General features: G+C 31.4%; 14 protein-coding genes. 5 read left to right on the top strand and 9 right to left on the bottom strand.

Annotated elements, in window-relative coordinates; translation table 11 throughout:
• The first annotated feature begins 242 nt into the window (after positions 1-242).
• The 3 genes from lysS to DIS07_RS14190 all read left to right on the top strand — a co-directional run bounded on the left by lysS (position 243) and on the right by DIS07_RS14190 (position 5161).
• On the top strand, positions 243-1940 hold the full coding sequence (gene lysS, locus DIS07_RS14200) for a lysine--tRNA ligase (protein WP_109405932.1): 1698 nt from the start codon (positions 243-245) through the stop codon (positions 1938-1940).
• 128 nt (positions 1941-2068) lie between these two features.
• Positions 2069-4057, top strand: a complete 1989-nt coding sequence (gene pulA, locus DIS07_RS14195; RefSeq protein WP_109405931.1) for a type I pullulanase — start codon at positions 2069-2071, stop codon at positions 4055-4057.
• A 42-nt stretch (positions 4058-4099) separates the two neighbouring features.
• Entirely contained in the window at positions 4100-5161 is a 1062-nt protein-coding gene (locus DIS07_RS14190) for a bestrophin family protein (RefSeq protein WP_109405930.1), read from the top strand.
• A gap of 102 nt (positions 5162-5263) precedes the next feature.
• Here the strand turns inward: DIS07_RS14190 and rsmG are convergent, their stop codons facing one another.
• The gene (gene rsmG / locus DIS07_RS14185) at positions 5264-5893 is read right to left on the bottom strand and encodes a 16S rRNA (guanine(527)-N(7))-methyltransferase RsmG (RefSeq protein WP_109405929.1); all 630 of its coding nucleotides are present in this window, start codon (positions 5891-5893) and stop codon (positions 5264-5266) included.
• Between the two features lie 125 nt (positions 5894-6018).
• On the opposite strand from rsmG, the gene DIS07_RS14180 reads away from it, so the two are divergent.
• Both DIS07_RS14180 and DIS07_RS14175 read left to right on the top strand, forming a co-directional pair.
• Positions 6019-7110: a fatty acid desaturase family protein gene (locus DIS07_RS14180; RefSeq protein ID WP_109405928.1), complete on the top strand. Its 1092-nt coding sequence runs from the start codon at positions 6019-6021 to the stop codon at positions 7108-7110.
• A gap of 36 nt (positions 7111-7146) precedes the next feature.
• A complete protein-coding gene (locus DIS07_RS14175; protein WP_181374614.1) occupies positions 7147-8334 on the top strand; it encodes a pyridoxal phosphate-dependent aminotransferase in 1188 nt (395 codons plus the stop codon).
• Positions 8335-8523: 189 nt separating this feature from the next.
• On the opposite strand, the gene DIS07_RS14170 is transcribed toward DIS07_RS14175, so the two are convergent.
• From DIS07_RS14170 to DIS07_RS14135, 8 genes are all read right to left on the bottom strand, one after another.
• Positions 8524-8739 (bottom strand): hypothetical protein, encoded by a 216-nt coding sequence (locus DIS07_RS14170; protein ID WP_109405927.1) that lies wholly within the window; start codon positions 8737-8739, stop codon positions 8524-8526.
• 207 nt (positions 8740-8946) lie between these two features.
• Complete coding sequence (locus tag DIS07_RS14165; RefSeq protein ID WP_109405926.1) at positions 8947-11553, bottom strand: DUF6923 family protein; 2607 nt, start codon at positions 11551-11553, stop codon at positions 8947-8949.
• Positions 11554-11730: 177 nt separating this feature from the next.
• Positions 11731-13635 (bottom strand): cell division protein FtsZ, encoded by a 1905-nt coding sequence (ftsZ, locus tag DIS07_RS14160; RefSeq protein ID WP_109405925.1) that lies wholly within the window; start codon positions 13633-13635, stop codon positions 11731-11733.
• A 52-nt stretch (positions 13636-13687) separates the two neighbouring features.
• Positions 13688-15025, bottom strand: coding sequence for a cell division protein FtsA (gene ftsA / locus DIS07_RS14155; RefSeq protein WP_109405924.1), 1338 nt, complete (start codon positions 15023-15025; stop codon positions 13688-13690).
• A gap of 6 nt (positions 15026-15031) precedes the next feature.
• The gene (locus tag DIS07_RS14150) at positions 15032-15757 is read right to left on the bottom strand and encodes a cell division protein FtsQ/DivIB (protein ID WP_109405923.1); all 726 of its coding nucleotides are present in this window, start codon (positions 15755-15757) and stop codon (positions 15032-15034) included.
• Positions 15747-17099, bottom strand: coding sequence for a UDP-N-acetylmuramate--L-alanine ligase (gene murC / locus DIS07_RS14145; RefSeq protein ID WP_109405922.1), 1353 nt, complete (start codon positions 17097-17099; stop codon positions 15747-15749). Before murC ends, DIS07_RS14150 begins: the two co-directional genes overlap by 11 nt.
• Positions 17096-18190 carry an undecaprenyldiphospho-muramoylpentapeptide beta-N-acetylglucosaminyltransferase gene (gene murG / locus DIS07_RS14140; RefSeq protein WP_109405921.1) on the bottom strand — a complete coding sequence of 365 codons (1095 nt, stop codon included), beginning with the start codon at positions 18188-18190 and terminating at the stop codon, positions 17096-17098. Before murG ends, murC begins: the two co-directional genes overlap by 4 nt.
• Positions 18174-19358 carry an FtsW/RodA/SpoVE family cell cycle protein gene (locus tag DIS07_RS14135; RefSeq protein WP_109405920.1) on the bottom strand — a complete coding sequence of 395 codons (1185 nt, stop codon included), beginning with the start codon at positions 19356-19358 and terminating at the stop codon, positions 18174-18176. Before DIS07_RS14135 ends, murG begins: the two co-directional genes overlap by 17 nt.
• Positions 19359-19367 lie beyond the last annotated feature (9 nt).

The raw sequence follows: 19367 nt of genomic DNA, 5'->3' as shown, positions 1-19367 counted from the left end.
AAAAAAAAAAGCGTCCCATCTAAGGGAAGCTTTCCATTGGTTAACAAAACCAAGACACTTTTATGAAAGTGCCAAAACAACACAACTAATATCACTCTAACAAAAAGTGATGCGCAAATATACATTGTTTTTCATTATTCGCAAATAAATATATTTCTTTTTATAATTATCCCAATTGCTTATTCTTTCAAAGCATCGTATCTTTGCAAACTTTAATAAACATTAGAAATTTATAGAATAAAATGCAATTATCAGAACAAGAAGTTGTACGTAGAGAAAAGTTATCAAAATTAAGAGATTTGGGCATTAACCCTTATCCAGCAGATTTATTTCCAATCAATTCAAATTCAAAAGAAATAAAACAGGACTTTTCTGAAGGAAAAAAAGTGATTATTGCAGGAAGATTAATGTCTCGTAGAATTCAAGGAAAAGCTTCTTTTGCTGAGTTACAAGATGGTGAAGGGAGAATTCAGGTATATTTTAACCGTGATGAAATTTGTTCTGGTGATGACAAAACTTTGTACAATGATATTTATAAAAAATTATTAGATATTGGTGATTTTATTGGTTTAGAAGGTGAACTATTCACCACTAAAGTTGGTGAAAAAACAGTAAAAGTAACAGATTTTAAATTGCTAAGTAAAGCTTTAAAACCTTTACCATTACCAAAAACTGATACAGAAGGAAATACCTATGATGAATTTAACGACCCAGAATTGCGTTACAGACAACGTTATGCAGATTTGGTTGTAAATCCGCACGTAAAAGAAGTATTTGTAAAAAGAACAAAACTGTTTAATGCGATGCGTTCTTTTTTCAATGATGCTGGTTATTTTGAAGTTGAAACTCCTGTTTTACAACCAATTCCTGGAGGTGCAGCTGCTAGACCTTTTATAACGCATCATAACTCTTTAGACATTCCTTTATATATGAGAATTGCTAACGAATTGTACTTAAAGCGTTTAATAGTTGGTGGTTTTGATGGTGTATATGAGTTTTCTAAAAACTTTAGAAATGAAGGAATGGACAGGACTCACAATCCAGAATTTACTGCAATGGAAATCTATGTTTCTTACAAAGATTACAACTGGATGATGGATTTCTGTGAGCGTTTGTTAGAGCATTGTGCAACTGCAGTAAACGGAACTTCAGAAGCTACTTTTGGCGAACATAAAATAAATTTTAAAGCGCCTTATAAGAGAATTTCAATGCGTGATTCTATTTTAGAATTCACAGGTTTTGATATTTACAACAAAACTGAAGAAGAAATTAGAGCTGCAGCAAAATCGATGAATATCGAAGTTGATGAAACTATGGGGAAAGGAAAATTGATTGATGAAATTTTTGGTGAAAAATGTGAAGGAAACTACATTCAACCAACTTTTATCACTGATTATCCGAAGGAAATGTCTCCACTTTGTAAGGAGCACAGAACAAACCCAGAGTTAACAGAACGTTTTGAATTGATGGTTTGTGGGAAAGAAATTGCCAATGCATATTCTGAATTGAATGACCCAATTGACCAACGTGAGCGTTTTGAGCATCAATTAAAATTAGCGCAAAAAGGTGATGATGAAGCTACTGAGTTTATAGATGAAGATTTCTTACGTGCATTAGAATACGGAATGCCTCCAACTTCTGGAATGGGAATTGGTATGGACCGATTAATTATGTTTTTAACCAATAATCAATCTATACAAGAAGTGCTATTTTTTCCGCAAATGAGACCAGAGAAAAAGGCTCCTTCTGTAGAATTGAATGATGAAGAAAAAGCAGTTTTAGAAATCATTACAAAAGCAGAAAAAATTGATTTATCAGCATTGAAAACACAATCTGGTTTATCAAACAAAAAATGGGATAAAACCATTAAAGGCTTAACTAAGAAAGAAGTTGCTAAAGTTTCTAAAACTGATGAAGGTTTGTTTGTGGAAGCTTTGTAAGTAACATAAACTTAAGAATAGAATGAAAGGAATTACTTAAATGTAGTTCCTTTTTTTATAACCAAAACTTAATTTGCTTGTCTCATTAAAAATGATGAACTTTCTACTTTCAATCAAAAACAAATGATATGAAAATTCGTCAACTTTTATTATATCTCCTTTTTTCTATGCTCATCACTTCATGTTCAAAAAGACCAACTCTATTTTCTTCTTTTGATAAATACCCTACTTCTAATAAAAATCTGTGGCTAAAGTATTCTAAAGAACAAACTACTTTTTCTATTTGGTCACCAAGAGCAACAGCAGTAAAGTTGAACTTTTACAATACCGGAAACGACTCTGATGTTATAGAAACTTTTGCTTTGCAAGATGATGAAAACGGGGTTTGGTCTAAAACAATTCAAGGAGATTTACACGGAACCTATTATACTTTTCAAACTTATATTAATGAGAAATGGAATGCTGAAACCCCTGGAATTTATGCAAAAGCAGTGGGTGTAAATGGTAACAGAGCAATGGTTCTGGATTTTGAAGCTACAAATCCTACAAACTGGAAAAACGATAAGTATGTTGATTTAAAATCGCCAAATGATGCCATTATTTATGAATTACATATTAGAGATATCACCATTCAAAAAGAAGCCAATTCTTCTTATTCTGGTAAATATTTAGGATTGGTGGAAAAAGGAACCAAAAGTTCTGAAAATGTTGCAACTGCAATAGACCACATAAAAGAAATGGGAATTACACACGTTCATTTATTACCTACTTTCGATCATTATTCAATTGATGAAACCAATTTAGACAAACCACAATTCAATTGGGGTTATGACCCAAAAAACTATAATGTTCCAGAAGGGTCATATTCAACAAATCCTTTTGATGCAAGTGTAAGAATAAAAGAATTTAAAACGATGGTAAAAGCATTCCACGATGCCGGAATTGGTGTTATTTTAGATGTCGTTTACAATCATACAGGAAAAACAGAAACTTCTAATTTTAATTTAGAAAATCCAGAATATTATTACCGTTTTAAAAAAGACGGTTCTTATTCTGATGCTGCTGCTTGTGGTAATGAAACTGCTTCAGAACGCACAATGATGCGCAAATTTATGATTGAATCTGTAAAATATTGGACCAAAGAATATCATTTAGATGGTTTTCGTTTTGATTTGATGGGCATTCACGATATAGAAACAATGAACTTATTGGCTGAAAAAGTCAAAAAAATAAATCCAAATGCACTCATTTATGGTGAAGGTTGGACTGCAGCAGACTCTCCACTTCCAAAAGAAAAAAGAGCCTTGAAAAAACACACCTATCAAATGCCACAAATCGCTGCATTTTCTGATGATATTAGAGACGGAATTAAAGGTTCTGTTTTTGACGATAAAAGCACAGGTTTTGTAAGTGGTGCAAAAAACAAAGAAGAGTCTATAAAATTCGGAATTGTGGGTTCAATCAACCATTCTCAAATTGATTATAAGGCAGTAAATTATTCTGATGCACCTTGGACAAATGAACCTTGGCAAGCCATTAATTATGTTTCTTGTCACGATAATCATACGTTGTATGATAAATTAATGGTTTCTAAACCAAATGCTACAAAAGATAAAATGAAAGCAATGCATAAATTAGCAACTGCAATTGTATTGACTTCACAAGGAACGCCATTTTTACATGCGGGTTCAGAAATGATGCGTACAAAATTTGGTGAACACAATTCATATAAATCTCCAGATTCCATCAATCAAATTGATTGGAATTTAAAAGTGAATAATGCTGATGTTGTTGCTTATTACAAAAACCTCATCAAATTAAGAAAAGAGCATCCTGCTTTTAGAATGCCCACTGCAAAAATGGTTCAAGAAAACTTAGAGTTTATGAAAACTGAAGATGGTTTGATTTCTTATCAACTAAAAAGCAATGCAAATAACGATTCTTGGAAAAATATCTATGTGATATTTAATGCTCAAAAGAAAACCATCAATTATAAACTAAATAAAACTTGGAGTATCGCAGTCTTTAAAGATTCATTTTATTTAGACAAAGAAAAAAGTGTCTCCAAAAACATCAAAATTCCAGGGATTTCAATGCTTGTATTATATCAAAAATAATTTGTATCATTAATCATTCTAATCAACCAAAATTAATAAGCAATGTATACTAAAAAGGTTTACAAGACAACTGATATGATAAAATGGACTCGTTTTGAGACCTTGTTTTTCATCATCTTTTCAACTATAATAGTTTCTATCTACTTTTTTTTCGATTTACATTGGCTTAAAATTCCTTGGACTCCTATTGCTTTAATTGGTACTGCTGTTGCTTTTGTTATTGGTTTTCAAAACAATTCTGCTTATGGAAGAATATGGGAAGCCAGAAAAATTTGGGGAGGTATTGTAAACACATCTAGAACTTTTGGAATGTTTGTGCAAGACATGATTACTAACGAACACGCTCTGGAAAAGCAAACAGATAAAGCACTAAAAAAAGAAATTAAAACACTTACCTACAGACATATTGCTTGGATGAATGCATTACGTCATTCCATGAGAGCTCACAAACCTTGGGAAACGGTTATGATGGAAAAAGCCAACCAAGATTGGAGCAAAATGATGCAACCTCCAGAATGGAAAACGAAACTGGAAGACGATTTGAAACCCTATTTATCATATGAAGACATGAATTATGTTTTGAGTAAAAACAACAAGCAAACTGCTTTGTTGTATCTTCAATCTCATCATTTAAGAAACTTAAAAGAAAAAGGAATTATTTGGGAATTCGCATTCTTAAATCTAGAAACTGTAGTTCAAGAATTATTTACACTACAAGGAAAATCAGAACGAATAAAAAACTTTCCTTACCCAAGACATTTTGCCACCTTAAACCATTATTTTATGTGGGTTTTTGTAATGGTTTTACCATTGGCAATTGTACCACAATTTGCTGAAATAGGATTAGAAATTAGCTCAATAAACGCTACAGTTGGTAAGTTTTTTATGTGGTTAGCTATTCCATTTTATGTAGCTGTAGCTTGGATTTTTCACACTATGGAAAAAATTGGAAGAACAGGAGAAAATCCGTTTGAAGGTTCTGCTAATGATATACCTATCTCAACCATAGCAAGAGGAATAGAAATTGATTTACGCCAAAATTTAGGAGAAACAAATGATGAGATACCAGAACAACATCCAGTAATTTATGATACGCAGATGTAATAATTTAGTTTGTTTCTAAAATTATAAAAATATAACTTCGCTAACGCCGATTATAAAACATTAAAACGTTACATAATCGTCTTAAGTTAGCGAATAAAAAAATCACCCTTTAAACTTCATCCCTAAATGCACTACTTTTTTGGTTTCAAAAAAAGGTTCATCAAAATAATTAGGTAAATCGTAAATAGTAGCAGAAGTATATTTTTGTAATTCTTCAGTTAAATCACCGCCTTTTAAATAGAGAATTCCGTTTTTTAAATCGTGGTTTTGTTTTTTAGCAATTTTGCCTTTATTCCAGCGTACAAAAGTTTCCATTTGCGCTACTGCTCTACTTACAATAAAATCATACGTTTCTTTTACTTCTTCTACTCTACCATGTGTGGTTTTTACATTTTCTAAACCTAAACCAGATACAACTTCATTCACTACTTTTATCTTTTTACCAATAGAATCTACCAAATGAAATTGTGTTTCTGGAAACAAAATGGCTAACGGAATTCCAGGAAAACCTCCTCCTGTACCAACATCCATTACTTTTGCACCCGGTTTAAATTGCATCACTTTAGCAATTCCTAAAGAATGCAAAACATGACGCAAATACAACTCATCTATATCTTTTCTAGAAACAACATTAATTTTTAAATTCCAATCTTGATACAAATCTTGTAATTTAGAAAATTGTGCAACTTGTGTTTCTGATAAATTTTTAAAATATTTGTGTATTATTTCCATCAAGTATAAAATTTAGAAATGCAAAAATAGTTATTGTAAATAAACAATTAGTAACAAAAACTGACGTTTATCATATAAAGCAAATCTAAATAGTATATTTTTGCAATCTATTATCAAAGCAATAAATGAAAACATTAAATTTCTCAAGAGTAGACAAGGCAAAGTTTTTTAGAACTTTAAACAAAAGAGTCAACTCCTATTTTAAAGAAAACAACATCAAAAGAACAGGAAACTGGAAATTGTATACCAAAGCAATACTAATGTTTTCTTTGTTTCTAGTGCCCTTTATCTTAGTTTTAACGATTTCCATGCCTCAATGGGTTATGGTATTGCTAATGGTAATTACAGGAATTGGAATGGCTGGAGTTGGTATGAATGTTATGCATGATGCAAACCACGAATCTTTTTCGAAAAGAAAATGGGTTAATAAATTAATGGGAAGTAGTATTTATATTCTTGCTGGTAATGTTTACAACTGGAAAGTACAACACAATGTTTTACATCACACATTTACCAATGTAAAAGATCACGATGAAGATATAGATGCTGGTAGAGTTATTCGATTTTCTCAACATGCTAAATGGTTTAATTTTCACAAATTTCAAAAATATTATTCTATTTTCTTATATGGATTATTAACTATCAATTGGGCAATTACCACAGATATAAAACAAATGCGTAGGTATTTAAAACGCAAACTATCTTATGGTGAATTTCCAAATCCTGCAACTGAATGGACTAAACTGGTTATTTCTAAAATCGCATATTATTCACTTTGGATTGTTTTACCCATTTTAGTGTTAGACGTTGCTTGGTGGAAAGTTTTGATTGGTTTTTTTGTAATGCATTACACAGCAGGTATGATTTTAAGTCTCGTTTTTCAATTGGCACATATTGTTCCAAAAACGGAAATGCCAGTGCCTGATAAAGATGGAAATTTAGAACACACTTGGGCAGTCCACCAGTTATACACTACATCTAACTTCGCGCCCAGTAACTGGTTGGTAAACTTCTATACAGGGGGGTTAAATCATCAAGTTGAACATCATATTTTTCCACACATTTCTCACGTGCATTACAGTAAATTGGCTAAAATTGTAAAAGAAACAGCTAAGGAATTTAACCTGCCTTATAATGAGTATCAAACAACACGTAAAGCCATTATAGAGCATTTTAGACACTTAGGTGTTTTGGGTAAAAAACCAGAATTAGCGTAAATAAATTACACAACAACGACAACAACTATTAGTAAAATGACACATCCATTATCGGACAGAATTAACAGTCTGCCAGCGTCAGCAACTTTGGCTATGGCTGCAAAAGCAAGAGAATTAAGAGCAGAAGGTAAAGACATTATCGGTTTAAGCTTAGGAGAACCCGATTTTAATACTCCAGACTTTATTAAAGAAGCTGCTATTGAGGCCGTAAATGAAAACTATAATTCCTACACACCAGTAGATGGTTATGTAGAATTAAAAGAAGCTATTTGTACTAAATTTAAACGAGACAATAATATAGAATATAAACCTAGTCAAGTTGTAGTTTCTACAGGTGCTAAACAATCTATTGCAAATGTAATGCAAGTATTGTTAAACCCAGGAGATGAGGTATTATTACCTTGTCCTTATTGGGTTAGTTACTCTGCAATAGCAACACTATGTGAAGCTACATCAGTTGAAATCCCTTCTTCTATAGAAACAAATTTTAAGATTACTCCAGCACAATTAGAAGCTGCTATTACTCCAAAAACAAAGTTAATTTTATTCAACTCACCTAACAATCCAAGTGGGGTTATTTATACAGAAGCTGAATATAGAGCACTCGCTGAAGTTTTGGAAAAACATCCTCAGATTTATATCATGTCTGATGAAATCTATGAACATATTAATTATGAGATTAAACCTTTTAGTTTAGCGGCAATTGAAAGTTTATATGACAGAACCATTACCGTAAACGGTTTGGCAAAAGCATTTGCGATGACAGGATGGAGAATTGGTTATATTGGTGCTCCTGAGTGGATTGCGAAAGCTTGTACTAAAATGCAAGGTCAGATTACATCAGGTACCAATTGTATTGCTCAAAGAGCTGCTATTACTGCTGTTTTAGCACCAATAAGTAAAATTCAGTACATGGTCGATGAATTTAAAACCAGAAGAGGCATTATCATCGATTTATTAAAAGAAATTGATGGTTTTAATATTAATGTGCCTGATGGTGCTTTTTACGTTTTTCCTGATGTTTCTGCATTCTTTGGAAAAACTATACAGGGAGTAACTATAAACAACGCAAGTGATTTTGCTCTTTTCATATTAGAAAAAGCGAATGTTGCTACCGTAACTGGAGATGCTTTTGGAGCACCAAACTGTATTAGAATTTCATATGCAGCGTCTGAGTTACAAATTCGTGAAGCCATTAAAAGAATTAAAGAAGCTTTGAGTTAAAACCTCAAACTTAATAACTATAAAATCCATCTTTTTTAGATGGATTTTTTTGTTTTGACGTTGTCCTTTCGGTCAGAATTTTCGGACTCACTTTTTGTTTATTCTTCACAAAAGAGCTCAAACATTTACTTCAATCCTTTACGCAAGCTTGCTTGTTAACTAATTTACAAACTATAAGCTCATCTTTTATTAAGCAACCATAAAGATAATAGCTAACATAAAAAAGGAAACTCTTAAAATGGTTCCTGCTTGACTTTCAAACCTTTCTTGATGATTAAAAATCATCGATTTCATTTTAGATAAAGATTTAAACTTCTCAATTTTAGATTGGTTTTTAATCTCTTTTTTGTAAGATGAAGTTAAAATTCCTCTTTCAATTTCTGTAGATGTGTGTAAATATTTCATAATGTTTAGTTTTGTTGATTATATAAAGTAGACGATATCACAAAAAAAATGTTACACTAAAAAAAGAAAACAAACCTCTAAAAAACAGCTACTTGCAGTATTGATGGTTTACGACAATCACAAAAAAAATTAAAAAAAAAGTTGATTTCATTAAAAAACCACATCAGTTTTGATGTGGTTTCTAATTATAAACTTTGAAAATTTATATTAATTCACGATTAACTTAATTGTTTTATAATTTCTAAAATCATTTTTAATCTTCAAGAAGTACATACCAGATTTTAAACCTTCTCTTAATAAAGTAATTCTATTATTCCCTATTATCGTATTTTCTTTAATTCTTTTAACTAAAGCTCCTGTTAGATGATATACCTCAATTTCAGTTGAAGTGTTAATTTCAGAATAAAAACTTAACTCAGTTGTCGTATTCATCGGATTAGGATATAACAAAACTTCGTTTTCTGCTATTACTCCATCATCAACACCTAAAACTTGTTGTGTAAACTGTATATTACTAATTTTCACTTCTTTTTCTACGATCTCAACTCCGTCTGATGACATTGTAAATACCATTGTTACAACATCATTTAATTCTAAAACTTCTCCAGAAGGTGAAACAAAATGAGCATAAGGTATCGCATAATGTTTTTCAGTATCGGTTAATTTAATTGTGGTTTTAAATTGATTTTTCCATAATTTAATTCCTTTCTTAACAATTGTTATTTCTAATTGCCCTGTTCCATAAGCATCCAGTTCCAAAGCATCAAAGTCAGATAAATCTACTGCATTAAATCTAGGAGTAAACGCTTTATAAGCTGCCACATAAGATTTCGTTTTCGCTTTTAAGGATATATTCCTTTCTACTTTATACCCATTTCCATTGTAAATATGGTTATTTTGTGAAATTGTAAAAGATTCAATATTTGTATCTTCAGAAGAATCATCTACGCCCCAAGGTCCATCAGACATAAACAAATCGTCTGGAGTTTGATTGCTATCATTTTCAATTCTAAATCCAATATCAAAAATATTTCCTGTATTAATTCTTAGCGTTGTAATGTAATCCCCATCTAAATTTATTTTTTTATTTGAATATTCAGTTTCAGAAGATTCTGTTCTTTTAAAACCGGCGTCAAAAACAATATTTTTAGTTTTGTTGGTGTTGATAATTTCTAACTCTAAAGCACCATCTATATATTTACCCTTTTTCACAAAAACTGGAGGTGGTGTTGAATTATGGTAATCTAAAATTGTTCTTTGAGCTTCAAACAACTCTAAAGCTTCTGCTCCTAAAGTAATTAAGTCATCAACTTTATTAGTCCATATTTGAAAATTATAAAAAGTTTCATTTGCAGTATATTTATCAATATTCCAATGACTTTCTATAGAAAAACTTTTATTATCATTAGATAATCTCCCAGAAAAACTCAATACAAATTCCTTTGAGCCATCAATATTTTTAATGATTGATTTGATAAATGTTTGGCCTTTTATTTCTATGGTAGAAACAGATAACAACTCAGCACCTAGCAAACGGTCACAGATGTATTTTGTATGTTCATAAACTCCGTTTTCTGTTTTTGTTGCTAATATTACGGCTACCGTTTTATCATCTTTAATATAATCAACTGAAAATAATTCTGTAGCATTTGTAATTTCAATTAAATCTGCAGGAGAAGATTCTACAGCATAAGTTCCTGGAATTACGTCTAAAGGAATTAAGTTCTTTAATGTAAATTCTGAAGATTTTGAAGCTGTTTTTTTATAACTCTTTGTCTTTACAACTTTCTTTGCATAAGCTTTATTAAACTTATAATTTGATTTACTTCTTAAATAATTTCTTTTATTTATTAGAGCTGATAATCTATCATTACTTTCTAATCCGCCTTTGTTTCCAGTTGATACCTCTAAATCTATGGTCGGGCATTCTGCTATACCAGAGCATGCAGGATCATCACAATCTGTTAAGCCATCTCCATCATCATCAATACCATTTACACAATCTTCCTGGGGAACAGGAGCTGTTGGACATCTTGCGCCATCATTTAAACTACTTGAAGGCCCAAAAGCAAATAAATTTGAAACTATTGAAGAACCATTTTCTAAATTTTGTACATCGTTTATTACATAAACAGTTCCTGTTTGATTTGCAGAAACATAAAATCTACCTTCTACATCAAAATATACTGCTCCAAAAGTATAGTTTAAGTTTTCTAAAATAGGTACAATTCCTAAATTTAAAACAACTCCAGATTCTGGATCAATTCTGTATAAAATATTAGTTTTCTTTTCTACAGTGTACAACATTCCATCTACAGCATTAAAAGCCCAATCATGAATATTTAAATTTTGTGATAGAACCTTAGTTGCTTGAAATTTACCATAATTTGAAGAATTTGGATTCACATCTATTAAATAGTATGTGCTCCCTCCAGGTTTTAAATAATACACTCCGTCTTCTCTAACATCACCTACATATCTATTACTAGTTGGTAATTCTGGAATGTAAAAAACTTGAGTGCTAAAATTTTTCCCTATTCTAACAATAGATTTAGATGGTGTAGATAAAGAACCCCAGATATAACCATCTGCAGGATTGTAACCTACAGCATTTATATTGCCAGGAGTTATATTTTCCTTAACTAAATATGAGTTACCAGAAGACAAATCTAGTGCATAAATATCGTTGTATTGGAATAAATATGCATTGTAATCACAATTAAAAGGATCTTCTTGTGCATAGCTAAACAGACCAACTAAAAGAATAAAAATTGATAAAACTACTGTCTTTTTATTTTGTGCTTTTTGTATCATTATATTTAATTTTAGACAAAAGTAATTTCATAAAACTTTATTTTTTATTCATATTGTTTGCTTAACATTTAAGTATCGATTAATGGTATTGGTTCTTACGACAAACTGTTTTTCATAAAAAAACCACATCAACAAATTGATGTGGCTTCTTATTGGGCTTTATTATTGGTAATTTTGTTAATCTACATTATCATGCAAAAAAGAATTATTAGATTTTAACCCTAAATCATCTTCATCTTTTTTAATTGTTGTTTTGGTTTTACTGATAGCAGCATTTGTATCTAAATCTACCCCTAAACGCTTATAGGCTGGTTGACGCTCAATTTCATCAATATTCTTATTCAGTTGATCATTAAATTTATAGTTAAAACCTTTCATCTTCTTACGTCGTTCTTCTGCTCTTTTTTGCAACTCAGTAATTGTTAGATCTAATGGAGAAACTTCTTCACTTTTTGTTTCAATATCATTAATTTCTACTTCTGGAGTTGTTGTCTTTAATTCAAATTGAACCTCTTCTTCTACAACTTCTTTTTCTTTTGCTATAAGAGAGCTTTTACCAATGGTAGGTTGCACATCAAAATCTTCTAAAACATAACGTGTTTCAACTTCTTCTTTCCTCTCAAAAACAACTTCTTGTGCTCCATAAACCTCAATTTCATTTTCGTTTACTTCTTGATTTTGGTTTAAATTATGAATAATATTGTCATTAGCCTTAACTTCTGTGTAAGAATTCAATGGCAAATCAAATAATAAATCTGCTTTTAATTGTTGAGGTTCTTCAATTTTCTCATCAACTTTTTTAGTGGTAACATCTGTAATTACAAAATCATCTTCAGAAACAGTTTCTATACCCATTTCTTCAAAAACCACATTCATATTAGCAATATCATTTGTTGTCTTAACCAAATCCATTTTTGGTTTAATCTCCTCAACATCATCCTCTAAAACATGAACAATTTTCTGTTCATTTTTATTTGTCAATGGTTCATTTAAAGTTGGCGATTTTGTAATTTTTTGTTCACCAAAACTATAAGTAGCCTTTTGCTCTTCCTCTAATGTATGAACAATTTTCTTCACCTCCGTATTGGTAATTGTACTTTGTTGGTCGGCAGCAAAACCAGTAGCAACAATAGTTACCGAAATGGCATCACCCAATTCTTCATCTTCACCAATACCCATAATAATATTAGCATCGTAACCTGCTTCATCTTGAATGTAATCGTTAATTTCACCAATTTCATCTAACGTCACTTCATTAGTTCCAGATACGATTAATAACAATACATTTTTAGCACCGGTAATTTTATTATCATTCAATAATGGAGAATCTAAAGCTTTTACAATTGCACTTTTAGCACGATCGTTTCCTTCTTCTCTGGCAGAACCCATAATAGCTGTACCGCTGTTAGAAAGGACAGTTTTAGCATCGTGTAAGTCAATATTTTGCTTGTAATGATGGGTAATTACTTCTGCAATTCCTTTAGAAGCTGTAGACAAAACCTCATCTGCTTTAGAGAAACCTGCTTTAAAACCAAGGTTTCCGTAAACTTCTCTTAATTTATTATTATTAATTACAATTAATGAATCTACATTTTGGCGCAGTTGATCGATTCCTAATTGAGCTTGTTTTGAACGCATTCTTCCTTCAAAAGCAAAAGGCATAGTTACAATACCAACCGTAAGAATATCCATATCTTTTGCAATTTTTGCAATAATTGGTGCAGCACCTGTTCCTGTACCACCACCCATTCCAGCAGTTATAAATACCATTTTTGTCTGGGTATTTAGCATTTGCTGAATTTCCTGCATGCTTTCTTTAGCAGCTTGTGCTCCAATTTCTGGATTTGCTCCTGCTCCTAATCCAGAAGTAAGGTTTGCACCCAGCTGGATTTTATTAGGGATAGGGCTATTTTCTAAAGCCTGTGCATCTGTGTTACAGATTACAAAGTCTACTCCTTTAATGTGCTGTTTAAACATGTGATTTACAGCATTACTACCTCCACCACCAACTCCAATTACTTTTATAGTGTTGGATTGTGTTTTTGGCATATCAAATGAAATGTTATCAAATTCTGCGCTCATAATAACGTTCTATTTTTAATTGATTGTTTTATTATATTTTTTATTTCTTTTTCTACTCTGCGTTATCTAAAAAGTCTTTTAATCCTTCTGTAAACTTTTCAAAAAACGACTTCTTTTTAGGTTTTGGTGATTCTTCAACTATTGGTGTTTCTTCAGTCGATGCCTCTTGCCCTTCATCAACAGTAATCTCGTCTACTACTTTTTCTATTGCATCAATTTCATCTGTACCTCTTTTTTCTAAACCTTCCATTAACAAACCAACTGCAGTAGCGTAAGATGGACTTGATAGTGTCTCATCAGAATCACCTGCTAAATGCTCGTTTGGAAAACCGATTCTTGCATCCATCCCTGTGATATATTCAACCAATTGACGTAAATGTTTTAGTTGAGAACCTCCACCTGTTAATACAATTCCTGCAATTAATTTTCCTTTAGCAGTTTCATGTCCGTAATTTTTTATTTCTAAATACACATGCTCTATAATTTCTTGAACTCTAGCATGAATAATCTTAGATAAGTTCTTTAGTGTAATTTCCTTGGGCTCTCTTCCTCTTAAACCAGGAATTGAAACAATTTCTGTTTCTTTATTTTCTCCTGGCCACGCAGAACCAAACTTAATTTTTAATAATTCTGCTTGTTTCTCAATAATTGAACATCCTTCTTTAATATCATCCGTAATTACATTTCCTCCAAAAGGAATTACCGCTGTATGTCTGATAATTCCATCTTTAAAGATGGCTAAATCAGTTGTTCCACCACCTATATCAATCAAAGCTACACCAGCTTCTTTTTCTTCTTGACTTAATACAGCTGATGCAGATGCTAGCGGTTCTAAAGTAATTTCACTTAACCCTAGACCTGCACTTTTAACACAACGTCCAATATTTCTAATTGAAGATACTTGGCCAACCACAACGTGAAAATTCGCTTCTAAACGACCACCATACATTCCAATTGGTTCTTTAATATCTGCTTGAGAATCTACCTTAAATTCTTGAGGCAACACATGAATTATTTCTTCACCAGGCAACATAACTAACTTGTGCACTTGATTCACCAAATCTTCAATATCAGAGTCTTCGATAACTTCATCCGCATTATTTCTAGTGATATAATCTGAATGATGTAAACTTCTGATGTGTTGACCAGCTATACCTACCACAACCTCTTCGATTTTAATTCCAGAAACACTTTCTGCTTCATCAACTGCTTGCTGAATAGATTGAATGGTTTGAGTAATATTGCTAACAACACCACGCTTTACACCCAAGCTTTTGGCTTTTCCAATACCTACAACCTCAATCTTATCGTATTCGTTTTTACGACCAATCATTGCAACAATCTTGGTAGTACCAATATCTAAACCAACAGCTATTTTATTGTTTTCCATTTTGATTTATTTTGTGCACACAACTTGGTTGTGATATTTTAAATTAATTTTTTTATAGTTCTGAATCGTTTTATCTAAAAATGTTTTGTTATAAAACGCTTTTAACTTCTTAAATTTTATATCCATTTCAGCTAATTTTCCAAAATCGATTTTATAATCTCCACTTCTTACTGAAAGTTGGAATTCTCCTTTGTCAGATTTTTTGATTCCAACAACTTCTTTTTGTAAAAAATCATCATCTAAAATAAAAAACACTAAAGGCAATATTTCTTTAATTTCTTCATTATCATCAACTCCCGAAATCAACATTACTCTTGCCGAATAAACATCAGACAAAGGTACTTCTACCCCTTGTTTATCAATGTAATAAGATGAAGAATCGTTAATAATTCTTGCAACTGGTGTGCGTTGTTTTATAGTTGATTTTAGTGTACCATCAATGGTTAAAAACACTGAAGCCTTTTCAACATATGGATTTTTAGACACTTTATTTTCCAAACTGTATAAATCTATTACAGTTTTTGCTTGGTTTTTCACTGTTGTGCCATTTTGTATTAACAATTTATTAACCATTTCATGTGTCAAAAAATTATTCACACCAGGCAGAAATTCTACTACAGAATCTACAATTTTTCTATTTCCATTTCTTTCTAAGGAAAAACTATATAAAAAAGCTAACCCCCCTATTAATAAAAGGAATACAACATGTTTTAAAATTTTTTTAAATTTCATTTTTTGTCGTTTTTAAAAGCTCTTTAGTTACCTCATTAATTAGCACGCCGATATCACCTGCCCCCAACATTGCAACCACTTTTGCTGATGAATTTTTAATATCTTTTACAATGTTATTTTTTTGAGTCATTTTTTTATGCTGATTATGCATTTTACTTAATAACCATTCAGAATTTACTCCTGCAATTGATTTTTCTCTTGCTGGATAAATATCTAACAACAAAATTTCATCGAACTTTGATAAAGCAGAGGCAAAATCATCAATAAAATCTTTAGTTCTTGAAAATAAATGCGGCTGAAAAACCAACAACACTTTTTCATTCGGATACATTTCTCTTATTGATTTTTCTACAGCATTAATTTCTGTTGGATGATGAGCATAATCATCAATCAACACAAAATCTTCTGTTTTAATCTTGTAAGAGAATCTACGTTTTACACCTTTAAAAGTCCCTAAACTTTCCTTAATATTTTCTAAAGAAACTCCATAAACATCTGCCATAGCCAAAGCAGCCATAGCATTCATTACATTATGTTTTCCTGGTAAATTAAATGTTATATCTAAAATCTCATTGGACGGAGTTTTTACATCAAAAATGTATTTCCCACTTTCAATTTTTAAATTGAAAGCTTTGTAATCTGCATCCTCATCAATAGCGTAAGTTAAACCTCTTAAAGGCAATCCTTTTGCTACAATTAAAGTATCTGATACTTTGTTCGTAAATTCTACAAAACATTCTTGTAAAGCTTCAGGCACTCCATAAATATCTAAATGATCAGCATCCATAGAAGTTACACAAGCAACATTCGGACTTAATTTCAAAAAAGAACGATCAAATTCATCTGCTTCTACCACAGTAATTTTATCTTCTCCTAAAATGAGATTAGAGTTATAGTTTTCTGCAATTCCACCTAAAAAGGAGGTAGCATTTACTTTCGCCATAATATGACCTAAAATAGAAGAAGTTGTTGTTTTTCCATGTGTTCCCGCAACTGCTAAACAAAAAGTTGTTTCTGTAATTTTACCTAAAATTTCAGAACGTTTTAAAACTGTAAAATCATTCTCAAAAAAGTAGTTTAATTCTAAATGTTCTTTTGGAATGGCAGGTGTGTAAACCACTAACGTTGTATTCTTTTCCAAAAAAGAAATTGGAATATTTTTAATTGCATCATCAAAATGAATTTCTATTCCTAATCCCTCTAAATCTGATGTGATTAAAGAAGGTGTTTTGTCATAACCAGCAACTTGTTTCCCATTGACTGCGAAATATCGAGCTATTGCGCTCATACCAATGCCTCCAATTCCGACAAAATAAACATTATGTATACTTTTTAAATTCACTTTTTTAATAACTTCTCAACCTCATTGACAATAGCTGTTGTTGCTCCAGGTAATGCCAATTCATGAATATTTTCTGACAAATGTTCTTGTTTCCCTTTATCTTTTAACAACGTTTCAAAAACAATAGGAAAAGTATCTAATTCACTTTCTCTTAATAAAATTGCTGCGTGTTGTTCTGCAATAGATTTTGCATTTTTTGTTTGATGATCTTCAGCTACATTAGGAGAAGGAATAAAAATTACAGGCTTACCAACAATACACAATTCAGAAACCGAACTTGCACCTGCTCTCGAAATAATGATATCTGCAGCAGCGTAAGCTAAATCCATTCTGTTTAAAAATTGACGTACTTGTATGTGCTTTAAACTATCATACTTTTTATAATCATCAATATAAAATTTACCACATTGCCAAATGACTTGAACTTCTTGATTTGCAAAGAAATCTAAGTTGTTTTCTACCAATTGATTTATTTTTCTTGCACCTAAACTTCCTCCCAAAACCAAAATTGTTTTCTTAGTTTTCTCTAGTTTAAAAAATGCTTTTCCCTCTTCGGTTTTAGAGTAAATAGATAATAGATCTTGACGAACAGGATTTCCTGTTTTTACAATTTTTTCTACCGGAAAAAATCGTTCTAAATTGTCATACGCTACACAAATTTTAAGTGCTTTTTTGCTTAAAAATTTATTCGTAATTCCTGGATATGAATTCTGCTCTTGAATCAATGTTGGAATTCCTTTTCGACTCGCCATTATCAACACTGGTCCACTTGCAAAACCTCCAGTACCAATAGCGATATCTGGTTTAAACTTTCTAATTATTTTAGATGCATTCCATAGGCTATTTATCAACTTAAAAGGAAAAGATAAATTATCTATTGTTAATTTTCTTTGAATCCCTGAAATCCACAATCCTTTAATTTCATATCCAGCTTGCGGAACTTTCTCCATTTCCATTTTATCTTTTGCACCAACAAACAAAAAATTTGCATCTGGGTAACGCAATTTTAATTCGTTAGCAATAGATATGGCAGGATAGATATGACCTCCTGTGCCTCCTCCAGAAATTAATATATTAATCGATTGTTTCATGCAGTATATCTAAAGGGTTGTCATCTAAAATATCTTCTTCTGTTTCTTCTTTTGATGCGCTTACACTTAAAATCATTCCTAACGCAAAACAAGTCATCCAAATAGAAGTACCTCCACTACTAATTAGTGGTAATGTTTGTCCAGTAACAGGAAACAAATTGGTAGCAACAGCCATGTTTATGGTCGCTTGAAAAATAATTGGAACACCAACTCCAAGCACTAATAATGTTGCAAAAATTGTGGTAGTTTTCCTAATAACTACGAAAATTCTAAATAGCAACATAAAGTAAATCGACACAATTAAAAAGCCACCAACTAACCCATATTCTTCAACAATAATTGCAAAAATAAAATCAGAAGTAGATTGAGGTAAAAAATTCTTTTGCACACTCTTACCAGGACCTACTCCTAATGTTCCTCCAGTAGCGATTGCTATTTTTGCTTTTTCTACCTGATACGCTTCTTTACCTTTCTTATCAGAAAAACTCTCTATTCTACTCTGCCAAGTCTGAACTCTATTAGGCATTGCATCGGGAAATGCTTTGGCAATTAAAACAAAAATAGATAATGCTACAATTCCTGCGCTTAAAATAAATCCTATATACTTTAAAGGGTAGCCTCCAATAAAAGCTACCATTAAAATCATTACAAAAATAATTGCGGTTGTAGAAAAGTTTGCGGGTAAAATTAATATTAAAACTGCAGCAACCGGTAACCAAAGTTGCCATAAACTTTCTTTAAAAAGAATTTTCTTTTCTTTATTTTTAGCTAAATACCTTGCAACATAAACCATTAATACTAATCCTGCTAAGGTTGAAGTTTGAAAGCCAATACCACCAATTCTTATCCATCTGCTCGCATTTGCCCCTCCAATTGTAGTGCCCTGAGCTAAAGTAAAAATGAGCAAAACAATTACAACTGGCAACATTAAAACCGATCCGCCAGAAAAATAACGATAAGGAATTTTATGAACACCATAAATAATTGCAAAACCCATAATTAGTAAAACTACATGTTTTGCTAAGTGTCCTAAAGTTGAACCTGAACCAACAACATACACCAAATTTGTACTTGCACTATACACTGGCATAAATGAGAAAATAGCCAAAATAGCAACAATTGCCCAAATGGTTTTATCTCCTTTTATATGTTGAAAAATGGTTTTCAATTTTTTAAC

Origin of the sequence: Polaribacter aquimarinus (assembly GCF_003129485.1) — a bacterium.
Taxonomy (GTDB): Bacteria; Bacteroidota; Bacteroidia; order Flavobacteriales; family Flavobacteriaceae; genus Polaribacter; species Polaribacter aquimarinus.
The sequence above is the reverse complement of the archived record's forward strand: the minus strand, read 5'-3'. Positions and strand labels throughout refer to the sequence as shown.

Coding starts and splice junctions, on each gene's coding strand:
- lysS (WP_109405932.1), top strand. CDS start 243: ATGCAATTATCAGAACAAGAAGTTGTACGTAGAGAAAAGTTATCAAAA.
- murG (WP_109405921.1), bottom strand. CDS start 18,190: ATGAAACAATCGATTAATATATTAATTTCTGGAGGAGGCACAGGAGGT.
- rsmG (WP_109405929.1), bottom strand. CDS start 5,893: ATGGAAATAATACACAAATATTTTAAAAATTTATCAGAAACACAAGTT.
- DIS07_RS14190 (WP_109405930.1), top strand. CDS start 4,100: ATGTATACTAAAAAGGTTTACAAGACAACTGATATGATAAAATGGACT.
- pulA (WP_109405931.1), top strand. CDS start 2,069: ATGAAAATTCGTCAACTTTTATTATATCTCCTTTTTTCTATGCTCATC.
- DIS07_RS14170 (WP_109405927.1), bottom strand. CDS start 8,739: ATGAAATATTTACACACATCTACAGAAATTGAAAGAGGAATTTTAACT.
- DIS07_RS14165 (WP_109405926.1), bottom strand. CDS start 11,553: ATGATACAAAAAGCACAAAATAAAAAGACAGTAGTTTTATCAATTTTT.
- DIS07_RS14180 (WP_109405928.1), top strand. CDS start 6,019: ATGAAAACATTAAATTTCTCAAGAGTAGACAAGGCAAAGTTTTTTAGA.
- DIS07_RS14175 (WP_181374614.1), top strand. CDS start 7,147: ATGACACATCCATTATCGGACAGAATTAACAGTCTGCCAGCGTCAGCA.
- DIS07_RS14150 (WP_109405923.1), bottom strand. CDS start 15,757: ATGAAATTTAAAAAAATTTTAAAACATGTTGTATTCCTTTTATTAATA.
- ftsZ (WP_109405925.1), bottom strand. CDS start 13,635: ATGAGCGCAGAATTTGATAACATTTCATTTGATATGCCAAAAACACAA.
- ftsA (WP_109405924.1), bottom strand. CDS start 15,025: ATGGAAAACAATAAAATAGCTGTTGGTTTAGATATTGGTACTACCAAG.